General features: G+C 72.3%; 22 protein-coding genes and 1 pseudogene. 8 read left to right on the plus strand and 15 right to left on the minus strand.

The window, feature by feature from the left end; genetic code table 11:
• Positions 1 to 15: 15 nt before the first annotated feature.
• The 7 genes from ACWCQM_RS32435 to ACWCQM_RS32465 form a co-directional block, all read right to left on the minus strand.
• Positions 16 to 435, minus strand: coding sequence for a hypothetical protein (locus ACWCQM_RS32435; RefSeq protein ID WP_450918642.1), 420 nt, complete (start codon positions 433 to 435; stop codon positions 16 to 18).
• Positions 411 to 899 (minus strand): hypothetical protein, encoded by a 489-nt coding sequence (locus ACWCQM_RS32440; RefSeq protein WP_450918643.1) that lies wholly within the window; start codon positions 897 to 899, stop codon positions 411 to 413. Before ACWCQM_RS32440 ends, ACWCQM_RS32435 begins: the two co-directional genes overlap by 25 nt.
• A 37-nt stretch (positions 900 to 936) precedes the next feature.
• Positions 937 to 2,040, minus strand: coding sequence for an endo-1,4-beta-xylanase (locus ACWCQM_RS32445; RefSeq protein ID WP_450918644.1), 1,104 nt, complete (start codon positions 2,038 to 2,040; stop codon positions 937 to 939).
• Positions 2,041 to 2,189: 149 nt separating this feature from the next.
• Entirely contained in the window at positions 2,190 to 4,592 is a 2,403-nt protein-coding gene (locus ACWCQM_RS32450) for a beta-xylosidase/alpha-l-arabinosidase (protein WP_450918645.1), read from the minus strand.
• A gap of 52 nt (positions 4,593 to 4,644) precedes the next feature.
• Complete coding sequence (locus ACWCQM_RS32455) at positions 4,645 to 5,544, minus strand: carbohydrate ABC transporter permease (protein ID WP_450918646.1); 900 nt, start codon at positions 5,542 to 5,544, stop codon at positions 4,645 to 4,647.
• A 4-nt stretch (positions 5,545 to 5,548) separates the two neighbouring features.
• The gene (locus ACWCQM_RS32460) at positions 5,549 to 6,478 is read right to left on the minus strand and encodes a carbohydrate ABC transporter permease (protein ID WP_267077291.1); all 930 of its coding nucleotides are present in this window, start codon (positions 6,476 to 6,478) and stop codon (positions 5,549 to 5,551) included.
• Between the two features lie 2 nt (positions 6,479 to 6,480).
• Positions 6,481 to 7,725: an extracellular solute-binding protein gene (locus tag ACWCQM_RS32465; RefSeq protein WP_450918664.1), complete on the minus strand. Its 1,245-nt coding sequence runs from the start codon at positions 7,723 to 7,725 to the stop codon at positions 6,481 to 6,483.
• Between the two features lie 214 nt (positions 7,726 to 7,939).
• On the opposite strand from ACWCQM_RS32465, the gene ACWCQM_RS32470 reads away from it, so the two are divergent.
• Positions 7,940 to 8,998: a LacI family DNA-binding transcriptional regulator gene (locus tag ACWCQM_RS32470; RefSeq protein ID WP_450918647.1), complete on the plus strand. Its 1,059-nt coding sequence runs from the start codon at positions 7,940 to 7,942 to the stop codon at positions 8,996 to 8,998.
• Between the two features lie 134 nt (positions 8,999 to 9,132).
• Positions 9,133 to 10,218 (plus strand): WD40/YVTN/BNR-like repeat-containing protein, encoded by a 1,086-nt coding sequence (locus ACWCQM_RS32475; protein ID WP_450918648.1) that lies wholly within the window; start codon positions 9,133 to 9,135, stop codon positions 10,216 to 10,218.
• 63 nt (positions 10,219 to 10,281) lie between these two features.
• Here the strand turns inward: ACWCQM_RS32475 and ACWCQM_RS32480 are convergent, their stop codons facing one another.
• On the minus strand, positions 10,282 to 10,698 hold the full coding sequence (locus ACWCQM_RS32480; RefSeq protein ID WP_450918649.1) for a universal stress protein: 417 nt from the start codon (positions 10,696 to 10,698) through the stop codon (positions 10,282 to 10,284).
• A gap of 107 nt (positions 10,699 to 10,805) precedes the next feature.
• On the minus strand, positions 10,806 to 11,483 hold the full coding sequence (locus ACWCQM_RS32485) for a uracil-DNA glycosylase (protein ID WP_450918650.1): 678 nt from the start codon (positions 11,481 to 11,483) through the stop codon (positions 10,806 to 10,808).
• A gap of 141 nt (positions 11,484 to 11,624) precedes the next feature.
• Between ACWCQM_RS32485 and ACWCQM_RS32490 the strand changes: the two genes are divergently transcribed.
• A complete protein-coding gene (locus ACWCQM_RS32490) occupies positions 11,625 to 12,623 on the plus strand; it encodes an N-acetylglucosamine kinase (protein ID WP_450918651.1) in 999 nt (332 codons plus the stop codon).
• 138 nt (positions 12,624 to 12,761) lie between these two features.
• Complete coding sequence (locus ACWCQM_RS32495) at positions 12,762 to 13,685, plus strand: sirohydrochlorin chelatase (RefSeq protein WP_450918652.1); 924 nt, start codon at positions 12,762 to 12,764, stop codon at positions 13,683 to 13,685.
• Positions 13,686 to 13,786: 101 nt separating this feature from the next.
• Here ACWCQM_RS32495 and ACWCQM_RS32500 read toward each other — a convergent pair whose 3' ends face one another.
• From ACWCQM_RS32500 to ACWCQM_RS32515, 4 genes are all read right to left on the minus strand, one after another.
• Positions 13,787 to 14,860 carry a lactonase family protein gene (locus tag ACWCQM_RS32500; protein ID WP_450918653.1) on the minus strand — a complete coding sequence of 358 codons (1,074 nt, stop codon included), beginning with the start codon at positions 14,858 to 14,860 and terminating at the stop codon, positions 13,787 to 13,789.
• Between the two features lie 96 nt (positions 14,861 to 14,956).
• Positions 14,957 to 16,468, minus strand: a complete 1,512-nt coding sequence (locus tag ACWCQM_RS32505; protein WP_450918654.1) for an FUSC family protein — start codon at positions 16,466 to 16,468, stop codon at positions 14,957 to 14,959.
• Positions 16,469 to 16,678: 210 nt separating this feature from the next.
• The gene (locus ACWCQM_RS32510; protein WP_450918655.1) at positions 16,679 to 17,128 is read right to left on the minus strand and encodes a hypothetical protein; all 450 of its coding nucleotides are present in this window, start codon (positions 17,126 to 17,128) and stop codon (positions 16,679 to 16,681) included.
• A 143-nt stretch (positions 17,129 to 17,271) separates the two neighbouring features.
• Complete coding sequence (locus tag ACWCQM_RS32515) at positions 17,272 to 17,949, minus strand: acyl-CoA-like ligand-binding transcription factor (protein ID WP_450918656.1); 678 nt, start codon at positions 17,947 to 17,949, stop codon at positions 17,272 to 17,274.
• 130 nt (positions 17,950 to 18,079) lie between these two features.
• Here ACWCQM_RS32515 and ACWCQM_RS32520 point away from each other — a divergent pair, with 130 nt between their 5' ends.
• From ACWCQM_RS32520 to ACWCQM_RS32535, 4 genes are all read left to right on the plus strand, one after another.
• Entirely contained in the window at positions 18,080 to 18,847 is a 768-nt protein-coding gene (locus ACWCQM_RS32520; RefSeq protein WP_450918657.1) for an SDR family NAD(P)-dependent oxidoreductase, read from the plus strand.
• 319 nt (positions 18,848 to 19,166) lie between these two features.
• Positions 19,167 to 19,682, plus strand: coding sequence for an Lrp/AsnC family transcriptional regulator (locus tag ACWCQM_RS32525; RefSeq protein WP_450918658.1), 516 nt, complete (start codon positions 19,167 to 19,169; stop codon positions 19,680 to 19,682).
• A gap of 121 nt (positions 19,683 to 19,803) precedes the next feature.
• On the plus strand, positions 19,804 to 20,493 hold the full coding sequence (locus ACWCQM_RS32530) for an HAD family hydrolase (RefSeq protein WP_450918659.1): 690 nt from the start codon (positions 19,804 to 19,806) through the stop codon (positions 20,491 to 20,493).
• Positions 20,494 to 20,737: 244 nt separating this feature from the next.
• Entirely contained in the window at positions 20,738 to 21,949 is a 1,212-nt protein-coding gene (locus tag ACWCQM_RS32535) for a serine/threonine-protein kinase (RefSeq protein ID WP_450918665.1), read from the plus strand.
• Positions 21,950 to 21,958: 9 nt separating this feature from the next.
• Here the strand turns inward: ACWCQM_RS32535 and ACWCQM_RS32540 are convergent, their stop codons facing one another.
• Together ACWCQM_RS32540 and ACWCQM_RS32545 are read right to left on the minus strand one after the other, a co-directional pair.
• Complete coding sequence (locus ACWCQM_RS32540) at positions 21,959 to 22,951, minus strand: aldo/keto reductase (protein WP_450918660.1); 993 nt, start codon at positions 22,949 to 22,951, stop codon at positions 21,959 to 21,961.
• A gap of 165 nt (positions 22,952 to 23,116) precedes the next feature.
• Positions 23,117 to 23,248, minus strand: a pseudogene (locus ACWCQM_RS32545) (glycoside hydrolase family 16 protein); the annotation flags it as partial.

Here is a 23,248-nt window from a genome sequence, read left to right on the forward strand (position 1 = left end):
TACGGGCCTACGGCCTCATTCGGGTACGGCGGGCGACGCGGCGGGCCGGCCGGCGGCCGGCGCCTGCGCGCGTTCCTCGTCCGGCGAGGGCGAGAGCGCGGCGGTGATCGCGTCGGCGGTGTCGTCGGGCTCCGAGGTGATCAGCCCGACGACGATGTACACCACGAGCGAGGTGGCGAGCGGGGTGACGATCACGAGCGTCTGGTCCGTGCTGTCGAGCACGAACTTCACCAGGAGATATCCGAGCAGGCCCAGCGCCCAGGAGGAGAGGGCGGCCCGTGGTCCGAAGCGCCGGAAGACGGGCAGCAGCCCCAGCAGCATCGGGATGGATATGGGGCCCATCACGGCAGCGACCAGTCCGACGATGATGCCCAGTACGCCGCCGAAGTGGTCCGCCTCGATCGCGACGATCATGCTGACGCCGATGAAGACCACGGTGCACACCCGGGCGACGAGCAGGCCGGTCGCCGGGGAGAGGTCGCGGCTCCGCCCAGCAGATCGCTGACGGGGCGGCCCGCCGCCTTGCCCTGGATGTCCAGGCAGGCCACCTCGAAGGGCGAGAAGACCCGGTCGGCGGCGCTGCTGGTGGTGATCATCCCGGTGAGCCCCGACCCCTCGGGGCCGTCGTCACCGGCCAGCGCCGAGGCCACCTTGCGGTGCATGGCGCGGAGCGCGTGGACGTCCATGCCGGTGACCGCGTCGGCGGCTGCCCGCAGCCGGCGCAGATGCCCCTCGTCCGCGTAGGTCTCGCCGAGGCCGGCCAGTCCTTCGGCCGTGTCCATCTCGACGACCGCCCGCAGCGCGAAGGGTTCGTGTACGCCGACCGCGTTCAGCAGCGCCGGGTCCCGGAAGGCCACCGGAGTGATCCGCACTCCGGTGATCCGGAGGTCCGTCGTCATTCCGCCGCCTCTTCCGTACCCGTGGGGATGGTGTGGTTCAGTGCCTGCCGGCGGCGAGCGTCAGGGTCTGGCGCAGGGTGCCGTAGGCGGGCTTGGGGGCGTAGTTCTCGTCGAGGATGTTGGCCGCGCCCTGGCCGGGGAAGGTGTCCGGCACCCAGGAGTAGGCGTCGGTGAAGCCCCATACGGTGAAGTCGTTGCAGCCCGGGGTGAGGAGGCAGCCGCGCAGCAGGACGCCGTAGCCCTCGGCCTGGGCCTCGAGCTTGGTGCTGTCGGCCGGCATGGGCATCCGGACGTCGGCCTCGGTGATCGCGGTCTCCAGGCCGAGGCGGTCGAAGCGCGCCAGGTTGTCGGCGATGTCGTGGGGCGCGCTGTACTGGACGCCCAAGTGGCCCTGGACCCCCACACCGTGGACCGGCACGCGCTGCTCGCGCAGCTCGGTGACCAGGTCGTAGAGGGCGGTGCTCTTCGCGTTGACGCCCTCGATGTTGTAGTCGTTGATGAACAGCCGGGCCTTCGGGTCCGCCTGGTGGGCCCAGCGGAAGGCGTCCGCGATGTAGCCGGGGCCGAGCTTCCGCAGCCAGATGCTGTCCCTCAGCGTGCCGTCGTCGTTGAACGCCTCGTTGACGACGTCCCACTGCCAGATGTCGCCCTTGAAGTGCTTGACCTGGTCGGTGATGTGCCGTCGCAGGATCTCCCGCAGTTGTCCGGCGGTGAAGTCGCCGTTGTTCAGCCAGGCCGGCAGCTGGCTGTGCCAGACCAGGGTGTGGCCTCGGACCAGCTGGTTGTTCTTCTTCGCGAAGTCGACGAGCTCGTCGGCGGCGGCCCAGTCGTAGGTGCCGCGCTGCGGTTCGACCACCTCCCACTTCATGACGTTCTCCGCGGTGACGGAGGAGAACTCCCCCGCGACCTTGGCGCGGTACGGGGCGTTCTCGGCCAGAGCGGTCGTGTTGACGGCCGTGCCGATGCGCAGGCCGGCCTTCTTCCCGAGGCCGCCGAGCGTCTGCGGTGCCGCGCTCTGCCGGGCCTGCGTGCCGTGTCTCGCGGAGTCGTCGGCGGCGGCGGAGGTGGAGAGGGTGAACGCCGAGACGAGGAGCACGGCGGCGGCGGAGCCCACCGCGACCGAGCGAGTTGCCTTGAGCATGACAGGTGCCTTTCGGTGAGGGCGCGCGGACGCGAAGCCGCTGGCCGAGCGCGCCTGAGTGGCTTTCGAAAGTTTCGGCAGCACCCCGCGCACCCCTCGGGAGGGGCGCGCGGGGCGGGCGCGTGCGGGGAGCCGTGGCCCCCCGCACATCACTTCTGTGCGAGCGGCGCGTCGACCGATGTCTCGCAGACCATGCGGCGCCGGTGGTCGACGGTGCGCTCCGGTCCCGTGAGACGCAGCCGTACGGTGTGCCTGACATCGGCCGGGTCGCTGGAAGCGGCGAAGCGCAGCTCCAGGTCGCCCGGCTCCACGATCCGGTGCCCCGCGGTCCCGGTGAAGGAGACCAGGTCCGGGTGGAACCGGAAACCGACCCTCCGGGACTCCCCCGCGGCGAGCGGCACCCGGGCGTAGCCGATGAGCCGGGCCTCGGGTCGTGTGGTCTGGGCGACCGGGTCGTGGACGTAGAGCTGGACCACTTCGGCGCCGTCGCGGTCACCGGTGTTGCGGACCGTGATCGCGAGCTCGGTCTCACCGTCGGTGGGCAGCTCGGCCGGGACGTCGGGGCCCGGCTCCCAGGCGAACGAGGTGTACGAGAGTCCGTGGCCGAAGGGGTAGAGCGGGCTCGGGTCCAGATTGCTGACCCCGTTGGCGCGGCCGAGCGGCGGCTGCAGATAGGTCCAGGGCTGCCCGCCGGTGCCCTGGGGGACGCCCACGGGCAGACGGCCGGAGGGGTTGACCCGCCCCGAGAGCACCCCGGCCAGCGCCGGGCCGCCCTCCTCGCCCGGGAAGAACGCCTGCACACAGCCGGCCAGCCGGTCGGCCCACCCGCCGAGGGCGTAGGTCCGTCCCGTCAGCAGCACCAGCACGACGGGGGTGCCGGTCGCGAGCAGCGTGTCGAGGAACCGGCCCTGGAGACCGGGCAGCGCCAGGTCCGTCACGTCGCAGCCCTCTCCGGACGTGCCGCGTCCGAAGAGTCCGGCCCGGTCGCCGAGCACGGCCACGCAGACGTCGGCTCCGGCCGCCAGCGCGACGGCGGCCTCGATCCCTTCGGCATCCGTGCCGTCCACGTCGCAGCCCTGCGCGTAGTCGATGGCGGCCCCGGGGAACTCCTCGCGGAGCGACTCCAGGACCGTGGGGATCTCGATGCCCATGGGAGCGTCGGGGTGCTGGACCCCGACATGGCTCGGGAAGGAGTAGCAGCCGAGCATGGCCAGCGGGTCGTCGGCGCGCGGTCCGACGACCGCGATCCGTCCGGTGCCGCTCAGCGGGAGCGCGCCCCCGGAGTTGGCCAGCAGGACGCACGACCGCTCGGCGAGCTGCCGGGCCAGGGCGCGGTTGCGCGGCGGATCGAGGTCCACCGTGCCGCGCGCCCGCTCCGGGTCCACGCCGTCGAGCACGGGCGGCAGGACCTGCCGGTCCGGGTCGAGCAGGCCGAGCTCGCACTTCTGCAGCAGGACCCGGTGCAGGGCGCGGTCCACCAGTTCCTCGGCCACGAGTCCGTCCCGTACGGCGGCGACGAGCGCGTCACCGTAGCTGCGCACGGTGGGCAGTTCCACGTCGACGCCCGCCGTCAGGGCCACCCGGGCGGCGTCGCCCCGGTCCGCGGCGACCCTGTGCAGGGTCTCCAGGAAGCCGATCGCGAAGTAGTCGGCGACGACCGTGCCGCGGAAGCCCCAGGTGTCGCGGAGGAGTCCGGTGAGCAGCGACGGGTCGGCGGCCACGGGGACCCCGTCGATCTCGGCGTACGAGTGCATCACGGAGCGGGCTCCGCCGTCGCGGACCGCCATCTCGAACGGCGGCAGGATCACGTCCGCCATCTCCCTGGACCCGGCCCGGACGGGGGCGAGGTTGCGGGCACCGGCCGAGGCGGAGTAGCCCGCGAAGTGCTTGAGCGTGGTGACGATCCCCGCGGACTCCAGGCCCTTCACATAGGCGGTGGCGACGGTGGCCACCAGATAGGGGTCCTCGCCGACGGTCTCCTCGACGCGGCCCCAGCGCAGGTCGCGCACCACGTCCAGGACCGGGGCGAGCCCCTGGTGGACACCCACCGACCGCATGTCGCTGCCGATGCGGTGCGCCATCTCGGCGACCAGCTCCGTGTCCCAGGCCGCGCCCCAGGCCAGCGGGACCGGGTAGGCGGTCGCCCCCAGCGTCGTGAATCCCGCGAGGCACTCCTCGTGGGCGATCGCGGGGATGCCGAATCTGCTCCCCTCGACGATCCTGGCCTGCGCCCTGGCCAGCGAGACGGCGCCGACGCCCGCGTCCACCGGGGCGGTGCCGAACGACCGGGTGAGCTGGCCGAGTCCGCGTGTGGTGATGTCGTCGAAGTCGATCGGGTCGACCATGTCGTTCTGGTGCGGCGCGACTCCGTCGCCCTCCGCGTCGGCGCCCACCCAGATTCCGTACAGCTGGGCGGACTTCTCCTCGAGCGTCATCCGGGCCGCCAGGTCGGCCACCCTCTCCTCGGGGCTGAGCGAAGTGTCGCGCCACGGGCCGTCGACGGCGGAGGGCGGATCGGCCTGACGGGCCTGCGGGACAGGGTGGATTGCCATGGCGACAGGGGTTCCTCTCATGAGTGCGTGGGTCCGGGGCTGCGTCGGTGTGCTATTTGCCGCCCACGCCCATCAGTCCGTTGATCAGCGCCCGCCGGGCCACGAGGTACACGGCGAAGATGGGGATGACGGAGAGGACGATCGCTGCCAGAACAGCGGGGATGTTCACTCCGAACTGGCTCATGAAGTTGAACAGCCCCAGTGTCAGGACGCGTTGCTCCTCCGACTGCGTCAGGATCAGCGGGAACAGGAAGCCGTTCCACGCCTGCAGGGCGGAGAAGATCGCCACCGTGCTGATCCCGGCCTTGGAGAGCGGTACCGCCAGCTGCCAGAGCATCCGCAGGGGCGATGCTCCGTCGAGGGCCATCGCCTCGTACATCTCCTCGGAGACATCGCGCATGGTGCCGCTGAGCACCAGGACCGCGACGGGCATCGCGAAGGCCGCGGTGGGCAGGATGATCGCCCACAGGGTGTCGTACAGCCCCATCTTCCCGATCATCAGGTACAGGGGCACGATCACCGCCTGCGCCGGGATCGCGACGCCGAGCAGGAAGGTCCGGAAGGCGAGGGACGAGAGGCGGCTGCGGGTGCGCACCGCCACGTAGGCCACCGGGACGGAGAGCACCAGGACGAGCGCGACCGTGGCCACGGCGACGACGGCGGTGTTGCCGATCAGCGAGAGGAACCCGCTGTCCAGCACGGTGTCGTAGTTGTCGAGGGTGGGATCGGTGGGGATCGCGAGCGGGTCGCCGTTCAGCGCCTCGTCCTGCCGCATCAGTGACGCGGAGACCAGGGTGTAGAGCGGCACCAGGACGATGAGCAGCCAGATCAGCGAGCCGATGCCGGCCACCGGGTTGCCCAGGGACCTGCGGCGGCGGGCCGTGCCGGCGCGACGCGGCGCGCTGGGTGTCACGCGGTGCTGCGGCGCAGCGGGGCGGGTGTCGATCGACATCTCGTCACATACCTTCCCGGGTGGACCGCATGGACCCGAAGCCACTGAGCCGGACCATGATCAGCGAGATACTGGTGGCCACGACGACGAGCGCCGTGGCGATGGCCGCCGCGTAGCCGAGGTCGTAGGTCTGGAAGCCGGTCCGGTACATCAGGTAGGGCAGGATCGTGGTGTCCGTGCCGGGACCGCCCTTGGTCATGATGAGCACGGTGTCGAAGTACGTCAGCGAGCCGACGATCATCAGGACCGACGAGGTCGTCATCGTGTGCCGCAGCTGCGGCAGCGTGATGTGGAAGAACTGCCGCACCATGCCCGCGCCGTCGATGGACGCGGCCTGGTACAGGACTTCCGGGATCTGGCGGGCGCCGCCCTGGTAGATCAGCGTGTGGAAGGGCATGAACTGCCAGCCGCCGACGAACGCCACCACGAGCAGGGCGCCGGTGGACGACCCCATGACGTTGGGATCGATGCCGATCCAGGGTCCGATGGTCTGGATCACGCCGAAGTTGGGGTCCAGCAGGGCGTGGAAGAGCATCGCGATCGCCGTGGTGGAGAGCAGCAGCGGGATGAAGAAGATGGCGGACAGGAAGGCGCGGCTCCGCTGGCGGCCGGCCGCCCACACACCCAGCAGCAGGGCCACCGGGGTCTGGAAGACCCAGCTGATCGTGGTGAGCAGGAGGCTCAGCCACGCGGCCTGGCCGAATTCGGAGTCCTTGAACAGCCTGGTCCAGTTGTCCAGGCCGGTCAGGGTCGGGGAGTCCAGCCCGTCCCATTCGCAGAAGGAGAGGTAGACGGCGATCGCCAGGGGGACGATCGCGAAGAGGGCGAAGAAGAGGATGCCGGGGACGGCCCAGGCGACCGGGGGGCGGCCGACGTTGCCGACGGCCGCCTTCCTGTCTCCGTGCCTCTTCGCGACCGGAGTGTGGTGGGACATCGTTACTTGGCGGCCTTCATCGCTTCGACGAACTGTTCGGGAGTGCTCTTGCCGGCGAACAGCTTGCTGATCTCCGTGAGCAGCGGCGTGGCGTACTGGGCTTCGAGCGCCTGGTCCCACGAGAGAGTGAAGCTCGGGGCCTTCTGCACCATCTCGTACTGGTCGGTGGCGAACTGCGGGTTGGGGGAACCGCTGAGCATCGAGGCCGCGTTGGACGTGGTGGGGACGTCACCGTTGTCGACGAGGGCCTGTGCGTAGGACTCCGACGCCATGGCCTTCAGGAAGTCGACGGCGGCGTCCTTGTGCTTGGTCCTGGCGTTGACGGACCAGTAGTTGGTGGGGTTGCCCACCACGTTGGCGGGGTCGCCCACGCCGTCGGCCACCGTCGGGAAGGCGGTCCAGCCGAGGTCCTTCTTCGCGAACTCGGGAGCCTTGCCCAGCTGCGTGGAGTACTCCCACGAGCCCATGAGGTGCATGGCGGCCTTGCCCTTGTTGAGCAGGGTCGGGGCTCCGCCGTTGCCGTAGTCGACGGAGTTGAAGTTCTTGCCGAAGGCGCCGTCGTCGATCAGCTGCTTGACGGTCTGCGCCGTCTTGAGCACCGCCGGGTCGCCCCAGCCGTCGGTGTCGCCGTCCTGGATCTTCTTGAAGACCTCGGGACCGCCGATCCGGTCCAGCAGGTACTCCATCCACATCAGTTCGGGCCACTTGTCGGAGCCGCCGAGCGCGAACGGGGTGATCCCGGCGTCCTTGAAGGTCTTGATGGCCTTCTGGAGGTCTTCCCAGGTCTTGGGCGGCTCGATCTTGTGCTCGGCGAAGAGGGTCTTGTTGTAGAAGAGCATCACCGGCTGCATGCCGCGCATGGGCACCCCGTAGATCTTCCCCTCCAGGCTGCCGGCCGTCATGATCGAGGGGAGGAAGCCCTCCTTCAGCGTGGCGTCGTTCTTGACCGTCGACGTCAGGTCCACCAGGTCCTTGGAGTCGACGTACGGCTTGATGGAGCCGCCGCCCCAGTTGAAGAAGACGTCCGGAGCGCTGGGCGATCCCATGGCGCTGCGCAGCTTGTTGACGTAGTCGGTGCCGGGCACCGACACCAGCTTCACCTTGACCTTCGAGGTCTTGTTGAACGTGTCGACCGCGGCCTGCTGAACCTTGACCGCGTCGTCGCCGTAGACGTAGGCGGTGATGGTTCCGCCGTCACTTCCACCGGCCCCTGAACCGCAGCCGGCCAGCAGCCCGGCCATGGCCATCGCCGCACCTGCTGCGGCCCATCTCGTCGTACGTGTGCCCTGAGTGAATATCCCCGACCGCATGACCGCACCTCTGTCGAATGTTTCGGCGTGCCTTTCGAATGTTGCCGGAACCGTACGGTCGCGTTTCGGGCCAGTCAAGGGGGCGGGAGGAAGGATTTACGAACCTTGCCCGGACGCGTGTGCACGGCGACAAGGGAGCTACGATTCGTGCATGAGCCCCGCAAAGGTCCAGCCCCAACAGGAGAAGGCGTCCGTCGACGAGTCGTCGGAGAGCACCGCCACGCTGGCGGAGATCGCCCGAGCGGCCGGAGTTTCCGCTCCGACAGTTTCGAAAGTGCTGAACGGCCGCGCCGACGTCGCCCCTGCCACGCGCACGAGGGTGGAGGACCTGCTGCTGAAGCACGGTTACCGCCGCAGGCGCGGCGCCTCCCAGCAGTCCCAGCTCATCGACCTGGTCTTCCACGAGCTGGACAGCGCCTGGGCGATGGAGGTCGTCCGGGGTGTCGAGAACGTCGCACGGGAGGAGGGCCTGAGCCTGGTCCTCTCGGAGAGCGCGGGCCGGCTGACCCCGGGCCAGACCTGGGTGGACGGTGTTCTGGCACGCCGCCCGGCCGGAGTGATCCTGGTGCTCTCGGACCTCGACGCGGCGCAGCGCGCACAGCTGACCAGCCGCTCCATCCCGTTCGTCGTCGTCGATCCGGCGGGCGACCCCGGGGACGACATCTTCTCGGTCGGCGCGGCCAACTGGCAGGGCGGCCTTGCCGCCACCCGTCATCTGACGGGCCTGGGCCACCGCCGGATCGGCATCGTCGGCGGACCGGCCCGCATGATGTGCAGCCGCGCCCGTCTGGACGGCTACCGCGCCGCACTGGAGACCTCGGGCGTCCCGATGGACCCCGAGCTCGTCCGCGAGGGCGAGTTCAACCACGAGGACGGCTATACGGCGGCGCTGGAACTGCTGCGCCTTCCGGAGCCGCCCACCGCGATCTTCGCGGGGAACGACCTCCAGGCTCTCGGGGTGTACGAGGCCGCGCGCGAGCTGGGTCTCCGCATCCCGGACGACCTCAGCGTGGTCGGCTTCGACGACCTGCCGCTGACCCGCTGGATCGGCCCGCCGCTGACCACGGTGCGCCAGCCGCTGATCGAGATGGCCGAGACCGCGACCCGTCTGGTGCTCGACCTCGGCCGCGGCAGGCAGCCGGCCACGACGAGGGTGGACCTGGCGACGAGCCTGGTGGTCCGCAGCAGCACGGCGCCGCCGACGCGCTGAGGGGAGTGCTCCGCTCCCCTCAGCCGCGCGTCACGACCGTTCCGACCTGGGACGACGCCGTGCGCCCGGCCACTGTCAGTGGCCGGGTGCACACTGGCCTCAACCGGCACAACGGCGTTTCGGGAGGTCTTGTCATGACTGAGATACTGCTCACCGTGGGCACCCGCAAGGGGCTCTTCATCGGCCGCAGGCGCGGCGGCTCGTGGACGTTCGGCGATCCGCACTTCAACGCCCAGGCGATCTACTCCATCGCGATCGACACCCGCGGCGCGGCGCCCCGGCTGCTGGTCGGCGGGGACAGTGCGCACTGGGGTCCCTCGGTCTTCCACTCCGACGACCTGGGCGCGAGCTGGGTGGAGCCGCAGCAACCTGCCGTGAAGTTCCCGCAGTTCACCGAAGCGTCGCTGGAGCGGGTGTGGCAGCTGCACCCCGCGGGCCCCGAGGCCCCGGACGTCGTCTACGCGGGCACCGAGCCCGCGGCGCTGTTCCGGTCGGACGACCGGGGCGAGTCCTTCGAGCTGGTCCGCCCGCTCTGGGAGCATCCGACGCGGTCCAAGTGGGTGCCGGGAGGAGGCGGCGAGGGGCTGCACACGATCCTGACCGACCCGAGGGACCCGGCGGCGGTGACCGTCGCGGTGTCCACCGCGGGCGTGTTCCGCACCAAGGACGGCGGCGAGCGCTGGGACCCGGCGAACAAGGGCGTCTCCGCAGTCTTCCTGCCGGACCCCGACCCCGAGTTCGGCCAGTGCGTGCACAAGGTCACCCGGGACGCGGCGGACCCGGACCGGCTCTATCTCCAGAATCACTGGGGCGTGTTCCGCAGCGACGACTCCGGGGAGCACTGGACGGACATCGGGGCGGGCCTCCCCTCGGACTTCGGCTTCGCCGCGGCGGCGCACCCGCACCGCGCCGACACGTTCTACCTCTTCCCGATCAACGCCGACGCCGACCGCGTCCCCGCCGGTCACCGCTGCAGGGTGTTCCGCACACGCGACGCGGGTGAGACCTGGGAGCCGCTCAGCCGGGGCCTTCCGGACGGCGACCACTACGGCACGGTGCTGCGCGACGCGCTCTGCACGGACGACGCGGACCCGGCGGGCGTCTACTTCGGCAATCGCAACGGCGAGGTCTACGCGAGCGCGGACGACGGCGACAGCTGGCAGCAGCTCGTCTCGCATCTGCCCGACGTGCTGTGCGTGCGGGCGGCGGTGCTCGCCTGACCGGCGATGTCCCGAGCGGCCGTGTCACCTGGCGGGTTTCGCCTGGCGGGTTTCGCCTGGCGGTCATCCCTCGGTCGGGACGCAGAGCACGGGCACGGTCGACAGGTGCAGGAGCTTGTGCGGGGTGGAGCCGAGCAGCGCCCCCCGCATCGGGCTCTCCCCCCGGCTGCCCACGATGATGACCCGCGCCCCGTGCTGTGCGGCGGCCTCGATCAGTGCCTGCGCCGGCTTCAGGTCGACGACCGCGACCGTAGTCGGCACGCCGGCCTCTTCCGCCGCCGCGACCGCCCGTTCCAGACCCGCGCGCCCGGCCTGGCGGATGGCCTCGTACTGCGCGCGGTACTCCTCGCCGGTGGGGCCGGGCGGAGCTGCCCCGTAGACCAGCACGAGCCGCTCGCCGAAGGCGGCGGCCACCTCGATCGCGACCCGCAGGGCACGCGCGGCACCCGGCGACTCGTCGTACCCGAGAACCACGGACATCTCAGTGCTCCTCTCCGTGCACGAGTCCCGGGTCGACCACAGCGGGCAACGGTGGGGCTGCGTCGCGCGTCCGGAGCCAGGGATGCCAACGGGGCGGCGGGGGATGCTCAGGGCAGGCGCCAGTCCACCGGCTGCTGCTCCGCGCGGACCAGGAATTCATTGGTGCGGCTGAAGGGCCGCGAGCCGAAGAAGCCACGGTCGGCGGACATGGGCGAGGGGTGGGCGGACTCGATCGCGGGCAGATCGCCGAGGAGCGGCCGCATATTGCGGGCGTCACGCCCCCACAGCACGGACACCATCGGCTTGCCCCGCGCGGCCAGCGCGCGGATGGCCTGCTCGGTCACTTCCTCCCAGCCCTTGCCGCGGTGCGCGGCCGGCTTGCCCGGCGCCGTGGTCAGGGCGCGGTTGAGCAGGAGCACGCCCTGCCGCGTCCAGGGCGTCAGATCCCCGTTGGACGGCCGGGGAAGACCGAGGTCGGAGTGCAGTTCCCTGAAGATGTTCTCCAGGCTGCCCGGCAGTCGCCGCACCTCGGGTGCGACCGCGAAGCTGAGGCCGATGGCCATGCCCGGGGTGGGATAGGGGTCCTGACCCACGATCAGGACGCGTACGTCGTCGAACGGTTGCTGGAAGGCTCGCAGCACGTTCTTCCCCGCCGGGAGGTAGGTGCGGCCGGCGCCGATCTCGGCGCGGAGGAAGTCCCCCATCGCCGCGACCCGGCCCGCCACGGGCTCCAGTGCCTTGGCCCAGCCGGGTTCCACAAGTTCGCTCAACGGTCGCGCTGCCACAGGCGTCACTCTACCGGCCCACACCGACAGCGTGATCATGCGGGCTCCGAGGGGACGGGCCCGGGCGGTAGGCTGCGCGTCGTCTTCAGTCCTCCAGCCCCGGAGCCGGTCCATGAGGTCGCACAGAGCACGGTGGTCGCGGTGACGGCCGCCCCGGGTCCGTACGTCCTCGGCGTGGACTCGGGCGGTTCCGGACTGCGGCTGGCCCTGGGGTCCATGGACGCCCGGCACCCGGCCCGCACGGCCGTCTGCGAGGAGCCGGTACGGACGGGTCCGGGAGGAATCGACGCCGGACATCTGCTGGAGCAGTTGCTGCCCGCCGCCCGACGGCTGCTGGACCAGGAGGGCCCCGGAGCCGCTGTCGCCGCCACGGCGATCGGCGCGGCCGGCATGGCGACGCTGGGCGACCGGCTGCGCGCCGAACTGCCCGGCGCGCTCGCGGAGGCGCTGGGTGTGCGGCGGCTCGCCCTCGCAGCCGACGCCGTGACCGCGTACGCCGGAGCGCTCGGCCAGCGGCCCGGAGCGGTCGTCGCGGGGGGCACCGGCATGATCGCGCTCGGTACCGACCTCACGGCCTGGCGCAGGGCGGACGGCTGGGGACACCTGCTGGGCGACAGCGGCGGCGGCGCCTGGATCGGGCGTGCGGGGCTCGACGCGGCGATGCGTGCGCACGACGGCAGGCGTGGCGGTTCACCCGCGCTGCTGGCGCGGGCCGAGGCCGCCTTCGGACCGGCCACCGGCCTTCCGGGCGAGCTCTACCCGCGTACGGACCGGCCCGCGCTGCTCGCCTCGTTCGCCCCCGAGGTCGCGGCCTGCGCCTCTGACGACGAGGTCGCGGCGGGGATTCTGCGGGAGGCCGCCGCCCATATCGCCGAGGCAGCCGCCGCGGTGTGCCCCCGGACGCCGGACCTCCGGTCCGGTGAGTTCGAAGTCGCTCTGACCGGCGGGCTGTTCCGGTTGGGCGAGCATCTCCTGGGGCCGCTGCGCGGCGAACTGGCCCAGCAGGTCCCGCAGGCGCGGGTGGTGCCCGCCGCCGGTGACCCGCTGCACGGTGCGCTGGAGATCGCCCGAGCGCTGGCGGGGACCGGCCTGCGGCTCCCACCCCACCCGGCCCTGCTGTTCGTACCGGGAGTAACGTAGACGATTCGAGCACTCGTACGCCCGGACAGAGCAGGTCAGTAGCCCGGTATGCCGTTCAACAGACATATACGGACAGATAACGCCTGGTCGCCCCCTCCCCGAACAGAGGGGTACCCAAAACCAGTAGCATGCGGCGCCATGAGCACCCCCACTGGGCCCGCTTCCGGCCTGCCTGTACGAATGCCGCGACCTCGCCAGTCCGGACGGCACCGCCGCCCGGAGCCCGTGGTCGCACCTGAGGGCGCTGCCGCGCTCGTTCTCGCCGTTCCCGGCACCCCTTCCCCGGCCTCGCGCAGCCTGGCCGAGGAAGTGATCAGCATTGCCCGTTCCGAGCTGCCCGGCCTGAACGCGCAGATCGGTTATCTCGACGGTGACGACGCCGAGTATCCCGCGCTCGCCTCCGCGCTCGCCCACGCCGCCACCGAGCGCACCGCGCGCTACGAGCAGGCCACCGCCGCCGGCCGCGAGGTGGCCGAGCCCTCGGGTCCGTCCGCCGTCGTGGTGCCGCTCCTCGCGGGGCCCGACAGCTCCCTGATGCGGCGCATACGGCAGGCGGTCATGGACAGCGGCACACAGGCCGAACTGACCGACGTACTGGGTCCGCACCCGCTGCTCGCCGAGGCGCTGCACGTGCGCCTCTCGGAGGCCGGGCTGGCCCGCGCCGACCGCGCGCGGCTCTTCACCGTCGCGACCGCGGCCGACGGCATCGTGCTGGCCACGGTCGGCGGCGAGGAGGCCGTGCAGGCCGCCGGGATCACCGGCATGCTGCTGGCCGCCCGCCTCGCGGTGCCGGTGATGGCCGCGGCCCTGGACGTCGAGGGGTCGATCGCCTCGATCGCCGCGCAGCTCCAGAACTCCGGTTCCGCGCAGCTCGCGCTCGCGCCGTACCTGGTGGGCCCCGAGATCGAGGCGGGCCTGCTGGACGCCGCCGCGAAGGAGGCCGGCTGCGCGACCGCCGAGCCGCTCGGCGCCTACCCGGCCATCGGCAAGCTCGTGCTCTCGCTGTACGCGACGGCGCTGGGGATCACCCCGGCGACGCCGCAGGGAGCCCAGGCCCTCTGACCCACGCCTGCCCCGGGCCCGAACGATGCGGCGCGGACCGGCTTTCCGCCGGCCCGCGCCGCATGCCGTTCCAGGGCCCCGCCCTTCAGGGCCCAGTCTCCTCAGGCGAAGACCACGCAGGAGGCGGCCGGAACCTCGATGGAACCCGCGTGGGCCGGGATTCCCGTCTCCGCGTCCACCGCGAACCAGCAGACGCCCCCCGAGCGCTCGTTCGCGGCGTACAGCCACTGCCCCGTGGGGTCGAGCGCCAGGTCGCGGGGCCAGTGCCCGCCGCAGCCCACGGCTGCCGCCAGAACGGGCTTCTCGGCCGTCTCGTCGAGCGTGAGCACGGAGATGCTGTCGTGCCCCCGGTTGGCCGTCCACAGGAACCTGCCGTCGTGGGAGACCACCAGCTCGGACGGGTAGGTCCGCGCCTCGCCCCCTTCCCCGTGTGCGTCATGCGGCAGCACGGGCGTCTCGCCGACGGGTTCGAGCAGACCTCCGGCCGCGTCCCAGCGGCACACCGTCACGGTCGGTTCCAGCTCGTTCAAGACGTAGACGTGTCCCCCGGACGGGTGAAAGGCCAGATGGCGCGGCCCGGTCCCCGGACGCAGCGTCGTCTCGGTGTGCGGCCGCAGGGACCCCGTGCGGGGATCGAGGGCACAGACGCGCACGGAGTCGGTGCCGAGGTCCACGCTCAGCACCCAGTTCCCCGAGGGGTCGGGGAGCACCTGGTGCGCGTGCGGCCCCGCCTGGCGTCCGGCGTCCGGGCCGCTGCCCTCGTGCCGCAGCACGGAGGCCGCCGGGCCGGGCGAGCCGTCGTGCCGCACCGGGAGCACGGTGACACTGCCGGAGCCGTAGTTGGCGGTGAGCAGATGGTCCGCGGCGAGGGACAGGTGGGTGGGACTGCTGCCGTCCACGGGCCGCACCTCGCCGAGCGGACGCGGTGTGCCGTCCTCGTCGACGGTGAACGCCGCGACGGCGCCCTCGGAGGTCTCACTGACCGCGTACAGCACGGTGGCGCCCGTCGCGGGGGCCCGGCCGACGGCGAGGAACGACGGGTCGGCGACGAGGTCGGTGGACGTGAGCGCGGACAGCGCTCCGGTGTCCCTGTCGACGTCGGCAACAGTGATCCCCTGGCCTCCCGCGGAGGTGAACGACCCTATGAACGCCCGTACGGCACTGTCCGCGGCCATCGCGCTACCCCTTTTCGCTCCGTCACGATCTTCACGACCGACGGTAGCAGGCAGGGGTTTTTGGTCCAGACCAATATGAGCCTTACGTGGGGCGGCTCAGGCGGCGGCCAGCGGAGCGCGCGGTGAGCTGTGCAGCGGGGCGGCGAGTTCGGCGAGCGCCCGCTCCAGGCTGTGGAGATGGGCCAGCGCGGGTTCGCCGGCAGCGGCGGGCGCCGGGGCGCCGGCGAACGCGGCGGAGGCGCGGCGCCCGCGCACCGGGGCCGTCAGTGCCTCCACCGAGGCCTCCACGCGCCAGCAGGCGGCGGCCAGCCGGGCGTCGTGGGACGCCTCGGGGTCCGCGGCGACGGAGGCCAGCCCCCGCACCTCGCGAGCGCAGACGTCCAGCAGGGCGAGCACCTGCACGGCCCGCGCCTTGCGGGCGCGCAGCGGGCTCAGCGGATGCACGAGCGGGCCGAGCGACAGCCGTACGCGCCCGAGGAGCGCTTCCAGTTCGGCGACCCGGGGAGCGGGGTCGGCGGTCGCCGAGCCAGCGAGCCGCGCGGCGGCCTCGGCGGTGCAGGCGTGCACGCAGCGCAGGGCCCGCTGGATCCAGGCGTCGGTGGTGGCATGGGTGGTGACCGGCAGGACCACCAGCACGGCGACCATCGCGCCGAGCGCACCGACCCCCGTCTCCGTGAGGCGCAGTGCGAGCAGCGCCGGATCGAGGACGCCCAGCAACCCGTAGAGCGTCCCCGCCAGGACGGTCACCGAGAACATCATCCAGGTGTACGAGACGGCGGCGGTGTAGAAGATCCCGAAGACGCCGAGCGCCACCAGGGCGGCGGAGGGCAGGGCGGCCCCGTGCAGCGGGGCGATGACGAGGAGCCCGACGGGGATTCCCGCCAGCGTCCCCAGCACCCGCCGGAATCCCCGGACCAGGGTCTCGCCGCGCGACGCGGTGTTGACGAAGACCCACCAGGTCGCGCCCACGGCCCAGTACCAGCGTTCCCCGGAGAGGAGCTGCCCCGCCAGCAGCGCGAGAGCTCCGCCCACGGTCGCCTGGACCGCCTGGCGCGTGGTGGCCCTGGCCAGACCCCGGGCGGCGGGCGGCGCGAGCACGGCGGCCACGGGCAGCCGGCGCTCGTAGCACCAGAGCCCGAAGCGGACGGCCGAGGCGGTGAGGACCGAGAGCAGGACCGCGGAGTACACCTCGGGCAGCTGCTCGGGCAGGGTGTGGAGGAACTGGGTGATGAAGAAGGCCATGAAGGCGAACACCCCCAGCGAGTGGCCGCGCGGGCCCCAGCGCCTGGCGTAGACACCGGCGCCCATGACCGCGAGGAAGGCCGCGTCACGCGCCACGGGCTGGTCGTGCAGCACGGCCGCCAGGGCGAGGACGGGAAGGCCCGCAACGGGCAGGAGCGCCGTGGTGACCGCCTGCCCGCGCACGGTGGGGTCGGTCACCGTGAAGAGGGCCAGCAGCGCGGCGAGCCCACCGGTGATGGCGCCGACGAGCGAGTGGCCGGCCAGACCGCACACGACGACGGCCAGCCCGATACCCAGGACGGCCCTGGTCGCGTGACGCAGACGCGCCCGCCCCGGGTCCGGTGCCACGAACGCCCTCTTCAGCACAGATGCCCCGCCTCCCCATGAAAAAGGGCGCCACGGAGTATCCGCAGCGCCATCGACGGGACCATCACACCACGGCGAAGACTTCTGGCTCAAACGTACGTCCGTTAACTGAGCCATTGGCCCAGTGGATCGGGTCGGACCTGTACCACGGGTCGGCCAATGGCCGGAGGGGCGGGAGTCCGCCGCGTCGGGTGCCGAGCCCTCGCCGGTTCAGCGCCCGTACGTGGCCCGGCAGAGGTCGACGATGTCGGCGGTCGCCACTCCCCGGCCCGTCGCACAGACGGTGCGCATGTCGTGCGGCTGCGGCGCCCGGGCCACGTACGGGGAGCGGGCGCGGCGGGGCTCGGGGCGGGGCGGGGCCTGGTGTCGCGGCCCGTCGGCGGCACTCCGGCGGGCCGGGGGTGCGGCCACGTCCGGCCGGCGGAGCTGCGGACCCGCTTTCGCCGCCCCCTTCCGCTTCCGCTTCTCCTCGCCGCGCGGCCGCTCCCCGGTCTTCCCCAGGGCGTCGTGCACCGCCGCGGGAGCCGTCGGCGCCGCGGAGGCCTGCACGGCGGGGGCGTTGCCGCTGCGCACGGAGGCCGCGGGCGCGGGTCTGTCCGTCCCGGGCTGTACGGATACACAGCCGGCCGTGGTCAGCAGGGCGACGAGCGCGAGGGACATCGACCGCAGGTTCATGCCCTGATCAACGACGGTCCGATCAGCCGGACACGTCCGGAGCCCACACCCCCGGCAGCGCGGAACCCACGGCCCGGGTGCCGCACCCCCACCCCTCCAGCCCGGAACCCACGGCCCAAGTCGCGTCCTCAGCCGGACAGCCCGGCCCTGGCGATGCCCAGCGCGCGGGCGACCGCACCCGGCAACGAACCCGGACCCGGGTCCTCGCCCCAGGCCCACTGCTCGACCGCGATGCGCAGCGCGCTGTTGAACAGGGTCGCCTGCACCCGTGGTTCGAGGTCGTCCGGGGTCCTGCCCGTGCGTTCCGCGATGACCTCCGCGAAGACCCGCTCCGCGTCGTAGTGGACCTGGAGCCAGACGGCCCGCAGCCCGGGCTCGGTGCGGGTGAGCAGGACCAGGTCGCGCAGGGCCTCGGCATCGGCGGAGGCGGACTCGCCCGTGGGCCCGGACGGGTCCCCGGCGAAGGCCTCGGCGAGCGGCCGGTCGCGCGGCCACGACCTCATGAGGACCGTGGCGGAGTCGAGGGCGTAGGTCAGCAGCGGACTGACGCAGAGCTCCTTCGACGAGGTGTAGCGCCACAGGGTCCGCTGCGAGATCCCCGCCGCAGCGGCGATCTCCTCGGCGGTCGTCGCGGCCACGCCCCGGTCGGCGAAGAGGCGTACGGCTTCCCGGGCGATCTCCAGCCGGGTGGCGGCCTTGCGGCGTTCGGTCAGCGGGGGGCGCCCGAGGCGCGCTCCGCTGCCCGCCGCGGTTTCGGCGGAGGCGGCGGAACGGTCCTTCGTCCCGCCGACGTGTGGGGGCTGCACGACTTTCGGCCACCTTCCTTCCCGGCTGCGCCCATCGTAGCGAGAGCCTTTCTGGCACTACTCGCCATTTTGGCACAGCACGCCAATAAAGTACCGTGACGACGGAAACACCGATCGCAAGGAGCATCTCGTGAGCGTCACCACCAGCGGCCCCGGCCGCAGCGTCATCGTCACCGGAGCCGGTTCGGGAATCGGCCGGGCCGCCGCCCTCCGGTTCGCGCAGGAGGGCGCGCGCATCGTGATCGCGGACGTCGACTCCGCCTCGGCCGCCACCGTCGCCGAGGAGGTGGCACAGGCCGGGGGCACCGCGGTGACGGTGATCGGGGACCTGCGGGACCAGGCGGTCGTCGACCGGGTCGCGGCAACGGCGGCCGAGGAGTTCGGCGGGATAGACGTCCTGGTCAACAACGCCGGGATCATGGACAGCATGTCGGCGGCGGCCGACACCGGTGACGACGAGTGGGAGCGCGTCATCGGCATCAATCTCACGGCCCCCTTCCGCCTCACCCGCGCCGTGCTGCCGCACATGCTCGCCGCCGGCAAGGGCGCCATCGTGTTCACCGCGTCGGAGGCCTCCCTGCGGGGCAGCGCGGCGGGTGCGGCCTACACCGCCTCCAAGCACGGCATCGCCGGTCTGACGAAGTCGCTGGCGGTCATGTACCGCGACAAGGGCATCCGCTCCAACGCCATCGCCCCGGGCGGCACCATCACCAACATCCGGGTCGAGGCCGACCGGGGAGCCCATGGACCCGCCGCCCTCGCGCCCTACATGGGCAACGTCGGCACCCCCTCGCAGGCGGACGAGCAGGCGGCGGCCATCGTCTTCCTCGCGTCCGAGGCGGCGAGCAACATCAACGGGGCGATCCTCCCCGTCGACAACGGCTGGTCCGCGGTCTGACGGACCCCTCGCCCTCCGGCCCGCGCGCACCGTCCTCCGACGGCACACGCGGGCCGGAGGCGTTTCCGGACAGCCCGTCACCATCCGCCCGAGGCCGTCGGTACGCCGTGACCACACGGCAGGGATGCGGCACTGCGGAGGGGCTCGGCGCGCCGCAGCGCCTGACGGGCCCTGGGCGACGAGCTGTACGCGGTGGGGACCGGACGCGGGGGTGCCGACTCCGAACGGGCGACCGCCGGTCGCCGTGAGCAGGAAGTACAGTCGTGCCACTGATCTCCCGGCCAGGAGGATCACCCAGCCCCAAGGAGCACGGCCGGTCATGGCGGTGGACGCCCTCGACACCCGCATCCTGCGGCTGCTCATCGAGCAGCCGCGCACCAGCGTGCGCGAGTACGCGCGCATCCTCGGGGTGGCGCGCGGCACCCTCCAGGCACGCCTGGACCGGCTGGAACGGGACGGGGTGATCACGGGCACGGGCCCGGCCCTGTCCCCCGCGGCCCTCGGCCACCCGGTGCTCGCCTTCGTCCATCTGGAGGTCACCCAGGGGCATCTGGACGAGGTGGGGGACGCGCTCGCCGCCGTACCGGAGATCATCGAGGCGTTCTCGACCACCGGGGGCGGTGATCTGCTGACCCGGGTGGTGGCCCGCGACAACGGGCATCTGGAGGACGTGATCCAGCGGCTGATCCAGCTCCCGGGCGTGGTCAGGACCCGGACCGACGTGGCCCTGCGCGAGCGGGTGGCCCACCGGGTGCTGCCGCTGGTCGAAGCGGTGGGCCGCACGGCGGACGGCACGGGCAGGCCGCAGCCCGGCAGGGCGGAAGCCTCCGGCTGAGCACCTCGGACACCCCGACGGCGGGCACGGCGGCCCTCGCGTCCCCCGCGGGCGCGGCGGACCTCTCGGCCACGGTGGCCCCGGAGGTCCTCCCCGGTGGCCGTCGGGCATGCTGGAGGCCATGAGCTCTCCGCGTGTCCAGGCCCCGGCCGTCCTCCTCGATCTCGACGGCACACTCGTCGACAGCGAGCCGAACTACTACGAGGCCGGGCGCCGGCTCCTCGCGCGGTACGGCGTACAGGACTTCAGCTGGGAGAACCACACGCGCTTCATCGGCATCGGCACCCGCGAGACCCTCACCGTCCTGCGCGCGGAGTACGGAATCCAGGCGCCGGTCGACGAGCTGCTGGCCGCCAAGAACGCCATCTATCTGGAGCTCGCGGGGACATCCACCACCGCCTTCCCCGAGATGCGGGCCCTGGTCGAGCGGCTGCACGGCCGAGGGGTCCCGATGGCGGTGGCGTCCGGTTCGTCCCGGGCGGCGATCGAGGCCACGCTCGCGGTCACGGGACTGTACGCCCACATCCCCGTGTACGTCTCCGCCGAGGAGGTCGCGCACGGAAAGCCCGAACCGGATGTCTTCCTCGAGGCCGCGCGGCGGCTGGGGGCGGAGCCGGCCTCCTGTGTGGTCCTGGAGGACGCCGTCCCGGGCGTCCGGGCCGCACACGCGGCGGGAATGCGCTGCGTCGCCGTTCCCTACGCCGAAACGACCGCGGACGAGGGCGTGTTCCGCAAGGCGGAGCTGCTCTTCCCGGGCGGGCAGGCGGAGTTCACGGCCGACGCGCTCCTCGACTGGCTGGCCGCCGGCTGAGCGGGAACGAGCCGGTCAGAGCCCTGGACTGGCTGGAATCGGCTCCGCGCGGCTGCCCGTGCGTCCGGAGGTCCGGCGGGCGGATATCCTGATCATGCCGCGCACCCGACGCACCGTAAGAGGCGTTTGAGCCCGACGAGGTCACCGACGCGGCAGTTCGGAGCGGGCCACAATTCGAGATTGGTGTGCACAGGTGCTGGTTGCTGGACGGTACCGGCTGATATCCCCCATCGGCCGTGGCGGTATGGGTGAGGTGTGGCGCGCCGCGGACGAAGTGCTGGGGCGCCCCGTGGCCGTCAAGCTGCTGCTGGGCGACCAGGCCGACGCCTCGTCGACCGCGCGTTTCCGCCTGGAGGCACAGACGGCCGCGCGCCTGAGCCACCCTCATCTGGTGGCCGTCTTCGACTTCGGCTCCTGGGAGGACCGCTTCTATCTGGTGATGGAGCTGGTCGAGGGCCGCAGCCTCGGGGATCTGCTGGAGTCCCAGGAGACCGTCCATCCCGAACAGGTGGCGCGTATCGCCGGGGAGGCCGCCGCCGGTCTGGCCGCGGCGCACCGGCAGGGCATCGTCCACCGCGACATCAAGCCCGGCAACCTGATGCTGGACGCCGAAGGGTCGGTGAAGATCGGGGACTTCGGCATCGCGCAGTTCGTCGACGATCCCTCTACGGCGCTGACCACGGCGGGCCACATCGTCGGCACGAGCCTGTACCTGGCTCCCGAGCGGGCCCTGGGCCGTACAGCGGACTCCGCGTCGGACATGTACTCCCTCGGCTGTGTCATCTACCAACTGCTCGTCGGTCAGCCGCCGTTCCGTTCGGACACGGCGACCGCGACGCTCTACCAGCACGTGGACACACCTCCGGTGCCGGTCAGGCAGCGGGGTGCGGACGTCTCCCCCGCCTTCGACTCGTATCTGCTGGGCCTGCTGGCGAAGAAGCCCGAGGACCGGCCGAGCGCACAGCAGGTCTCCGACTGGTTCCGTACGGACGCCTGGCGCGGGCGCCCCGAGCCGCTGCCCCGGCACACGCCCGCCGACCGGCGGTCCGCTCCCCCGGTCGCGTCCGCACCGGCTCAGGCCCCGGGCTCCCCCGCCGCCGGGGGCATGTCGACGTACAGACTTCCGCAGGCCACCGGCCGCAGACGGGCGGCGCCCGCGCCCCGGCCTTCCAGATCGGCGAGCACGCGCCGGATCAGCACGAGTGAGGCCATCCGGCGCCGCCCGCGTGTGGCGAGCGCCGTGGCCGGAACGGTCGCCTTCGTGGCGGCGGTGTACCTGGGGACGATCCTCTTCGCTCCGGACACCGGGGCAGCGGACACCCCGGAGCCCGGGCCCACCCCCACGGCCGGCGTCGGGACGCCGGCCGAGGCCGATCCGGCCGCCGAGCCCGCCCAGAGCGGCGGGCAGGACGACGGCGGTCGGAACGACGGCGGGCAGGACGAGGAGGACGACTGAGCCCCCGGGTCACCAGCGCGAGTGGACCTCCGCGCGGATCCGGCGGTCGTACAGGTCGCGCACCGCGTCCAGCGTGCTCTGCGGCAGTGCCGGAAGCGCGGCGGCCGACGCGTTGGCGCGGGCCTGCTCGACGGAGCGGGCACCGGGGATGACGCTGGTGACGCCGGGCTGCTGGATGATCCAGCGCAGCGCGGTCTGCGCCGGGGTGACGCCCTGGGGAGCGAGCCCCGCGAACTCCGCCGCCGCGGACACCCCGGTCGCGTAGTCGACTCCGGAGAAGGTCTCACCCTGGTCGAACGCCTCCCCGTGGCGGTTGTACGTGCGGTGGTCCTCGGGCGCGAAGACGGTCTCCGCGGTGTACCTGCCGGACAGCAGCCCGGAGGCGAGGGGCACCCGGGCGATGATGCCGACCCCGGCCTCGACGGCGGCGGGCAGCACCTCGTCGAGGGGCTTCAGGCGGAACGGGTTGAGGATGATCTGCACGCTGGCGACACCCGGCCTGGCAATGGCCGTGAGCGCCTCGGCGCACGTTTCGACACTCACCGCGTAGGCGGCGACGCACTGTTCGGCGACGAGGGTGTCGAGTGCGTCGTAGACGGCGTCCGAGGAGTAGACGGCCGTCGGCGGGCAGTGCAGTTGTACGAGATCGAGGGTGTCGACGCCGAGATTGGCGCGCGACCGGTCGTTCCAGGCGCGGAAGTTGTCCAGGACGTAGTTCGCGGGAACCTGGTCGGCACGTCGTCCCATCTTCGTGGCGACGAAGACGTCCGCGTCCGGCCGGTCCTTCAGATAGCGGCCGATGAGCTGTTCGCTGCGGCCGTCGCCGTAGACGTCCGCGGTGTCGAAGAAGGTGACTCCGGACTCGACGGCGGCGTCCAGGACGGCGAAGGCGTCGGCCTCCCGCACCTCACCCCAGTCCCCGCCCAGCTGCCATGTGCCCTGTCCGACGACCGATACGTCACGGCCGGTCCTGCCGAGTGTGCGCTGCTCCATGCGGATCATGCTACGTCGGCGAGCGCGGCCGGCGGCGGGCCCGCTCCACCGCTCCTCGCGGTCGCGTGGGCGGGGAGTCCTCGTCGCGGGGCCGCGGGGTAGCCGTCGTGACGGGTCGCGCGGACACGCCGACGGGGCCGGCGGTGGTGTACACCGCCGGCCCCGCCCCCGTGCTCAGTCGCCGGTGGTCACGCGGACGTAGTCGACCACGAGTTGCTGCGGGAAGGTGGTGCTGCCGTCCGGGTCTCCCGGCCAGTAGCCGCCGACCGCGAGGTTCAGGATGAGGAAGAACGGCTTGTCGAAGAC

The organism is Streptomyces sp. NPDC002125, assembly GCF_053593715.1.

Bases quoted from the DNA above. Each gene is read 5' to 3' on its own strand.
- ACWCQM_RS32480 (WP_450918649.1), bottom strand. From the start codon at position 10,698: ATGTCCGTGGTTCTCGGGTACGACGAGTCGCCGGGTGCCGCGCGTGCC.
- ACWCQM_RS32500 (WP_450918653.1), bottom strand. From the start codon at position 14,860: ATGGCCGCGGACAGTGCCGTACGGGCGTTCATAGGGTCGTTCACCTCC.
- ACWCQM_RS32440 (WP_450918643.1), bottom strand. From the start codon at position 899: ATGACGACGGACCTCCGGATCACCGGAGTGCGGATCACTCCGGTGGCC.
- ACWCQM_RS32540 (WP_450918660.1), bottom strand. From the start codon at position 22,951: ATGATCCGCATGGAGCAGCGCACACTCGGCAGGACCGGCCGTGACGTA.
- ACWCQM_RS32535 (WP_450918665.1), top strand. From the start codon at position 20,738: ATGGGTGAGGTGTGGCGCGCCGCGGACGAAGTGCTGGGGCGCCCCGTG.
- ACWCQM_RS32450 (WP_450918645.1), bottom strand. From the start codon at position 4,592: ATGGCAATCCACCCTGTCCCGCAGGCCCGTCAGGCCGATCCGCCCTCC.
- ACWCQM_RS32525 (WP_450918658.1), top strand. From the start codon at position 19,167: ATGGCGGTGGACGCCCTCGACACCCGCATCCTGCGGCTGCTCATCGAG.
- ACWCQM_RS32475 (WP_450918648.1), top strand. From the start codon at position 9,133: ATGACTGAGATACTGCTCACCGTGGGCACCCGCAAGGGGCTCTTCATC.
- ACWCQM_RS32465 (WP_450918664.1), bottom strand. From the start codon at position 7,725: ATGGCCATGGCCGGGCTGCTGGCCGGCTGCGGTTCAGGGGCCGGTGGA.
- ACWCQM_RS32530 (WP_450918659.1), top strand. From the start codon at position 19,804: ATGAGCTCTCCGCGTGTCCAGGCCCCGGCCGTCCTCCTCGATCTCGAC.
- ACWCQM_RS32495 (WP_450918652.1), top strand. From the start codon at position 12,762: ATGAGCACCCCCACTGGGCCCGCTTCCGGCCTGCCTGTACGAATGCCG.
- ACWCQM_RS32460 (WP_267077291.1), bottom strand. From the start codon at position 6,478: ATGTCCCACCACACTCCGGTCGCGAAGAGGCACGGAGACAGGAAGGCG.
- ACWCQM_RS32470 (WP_450918647.1), top strand. From the start codon at position 7,940: ATGAGCCCCGCAAAGGTCCAGCCCCAACAGGAGAAGGCGTCCGTCGAC.
- ACWCQM_RS32445 (WP_450918644.1), bottom strand. From the start codon at position 2,040: ATGCTCAAGGCAACTCGCTCGGTCGCGGTGGGCTCCGCCGCCGCCGTG.
- ACWCQM_RS32455 (WP_450918646.1), bottom strand. From the start codon at position 5,544: ATGTCGATCGACACCCGCCCCGCTGCGCCGCAGCACCGCGTGACACCC.
- ACWCQM_RS32510 (WP_450918655.1), bottom strand. From the start codon at position 17,128: ATGTCCCTCGCGCTCGTCGCCCTGCTGACCACGGCCGGCTGTGTATCC.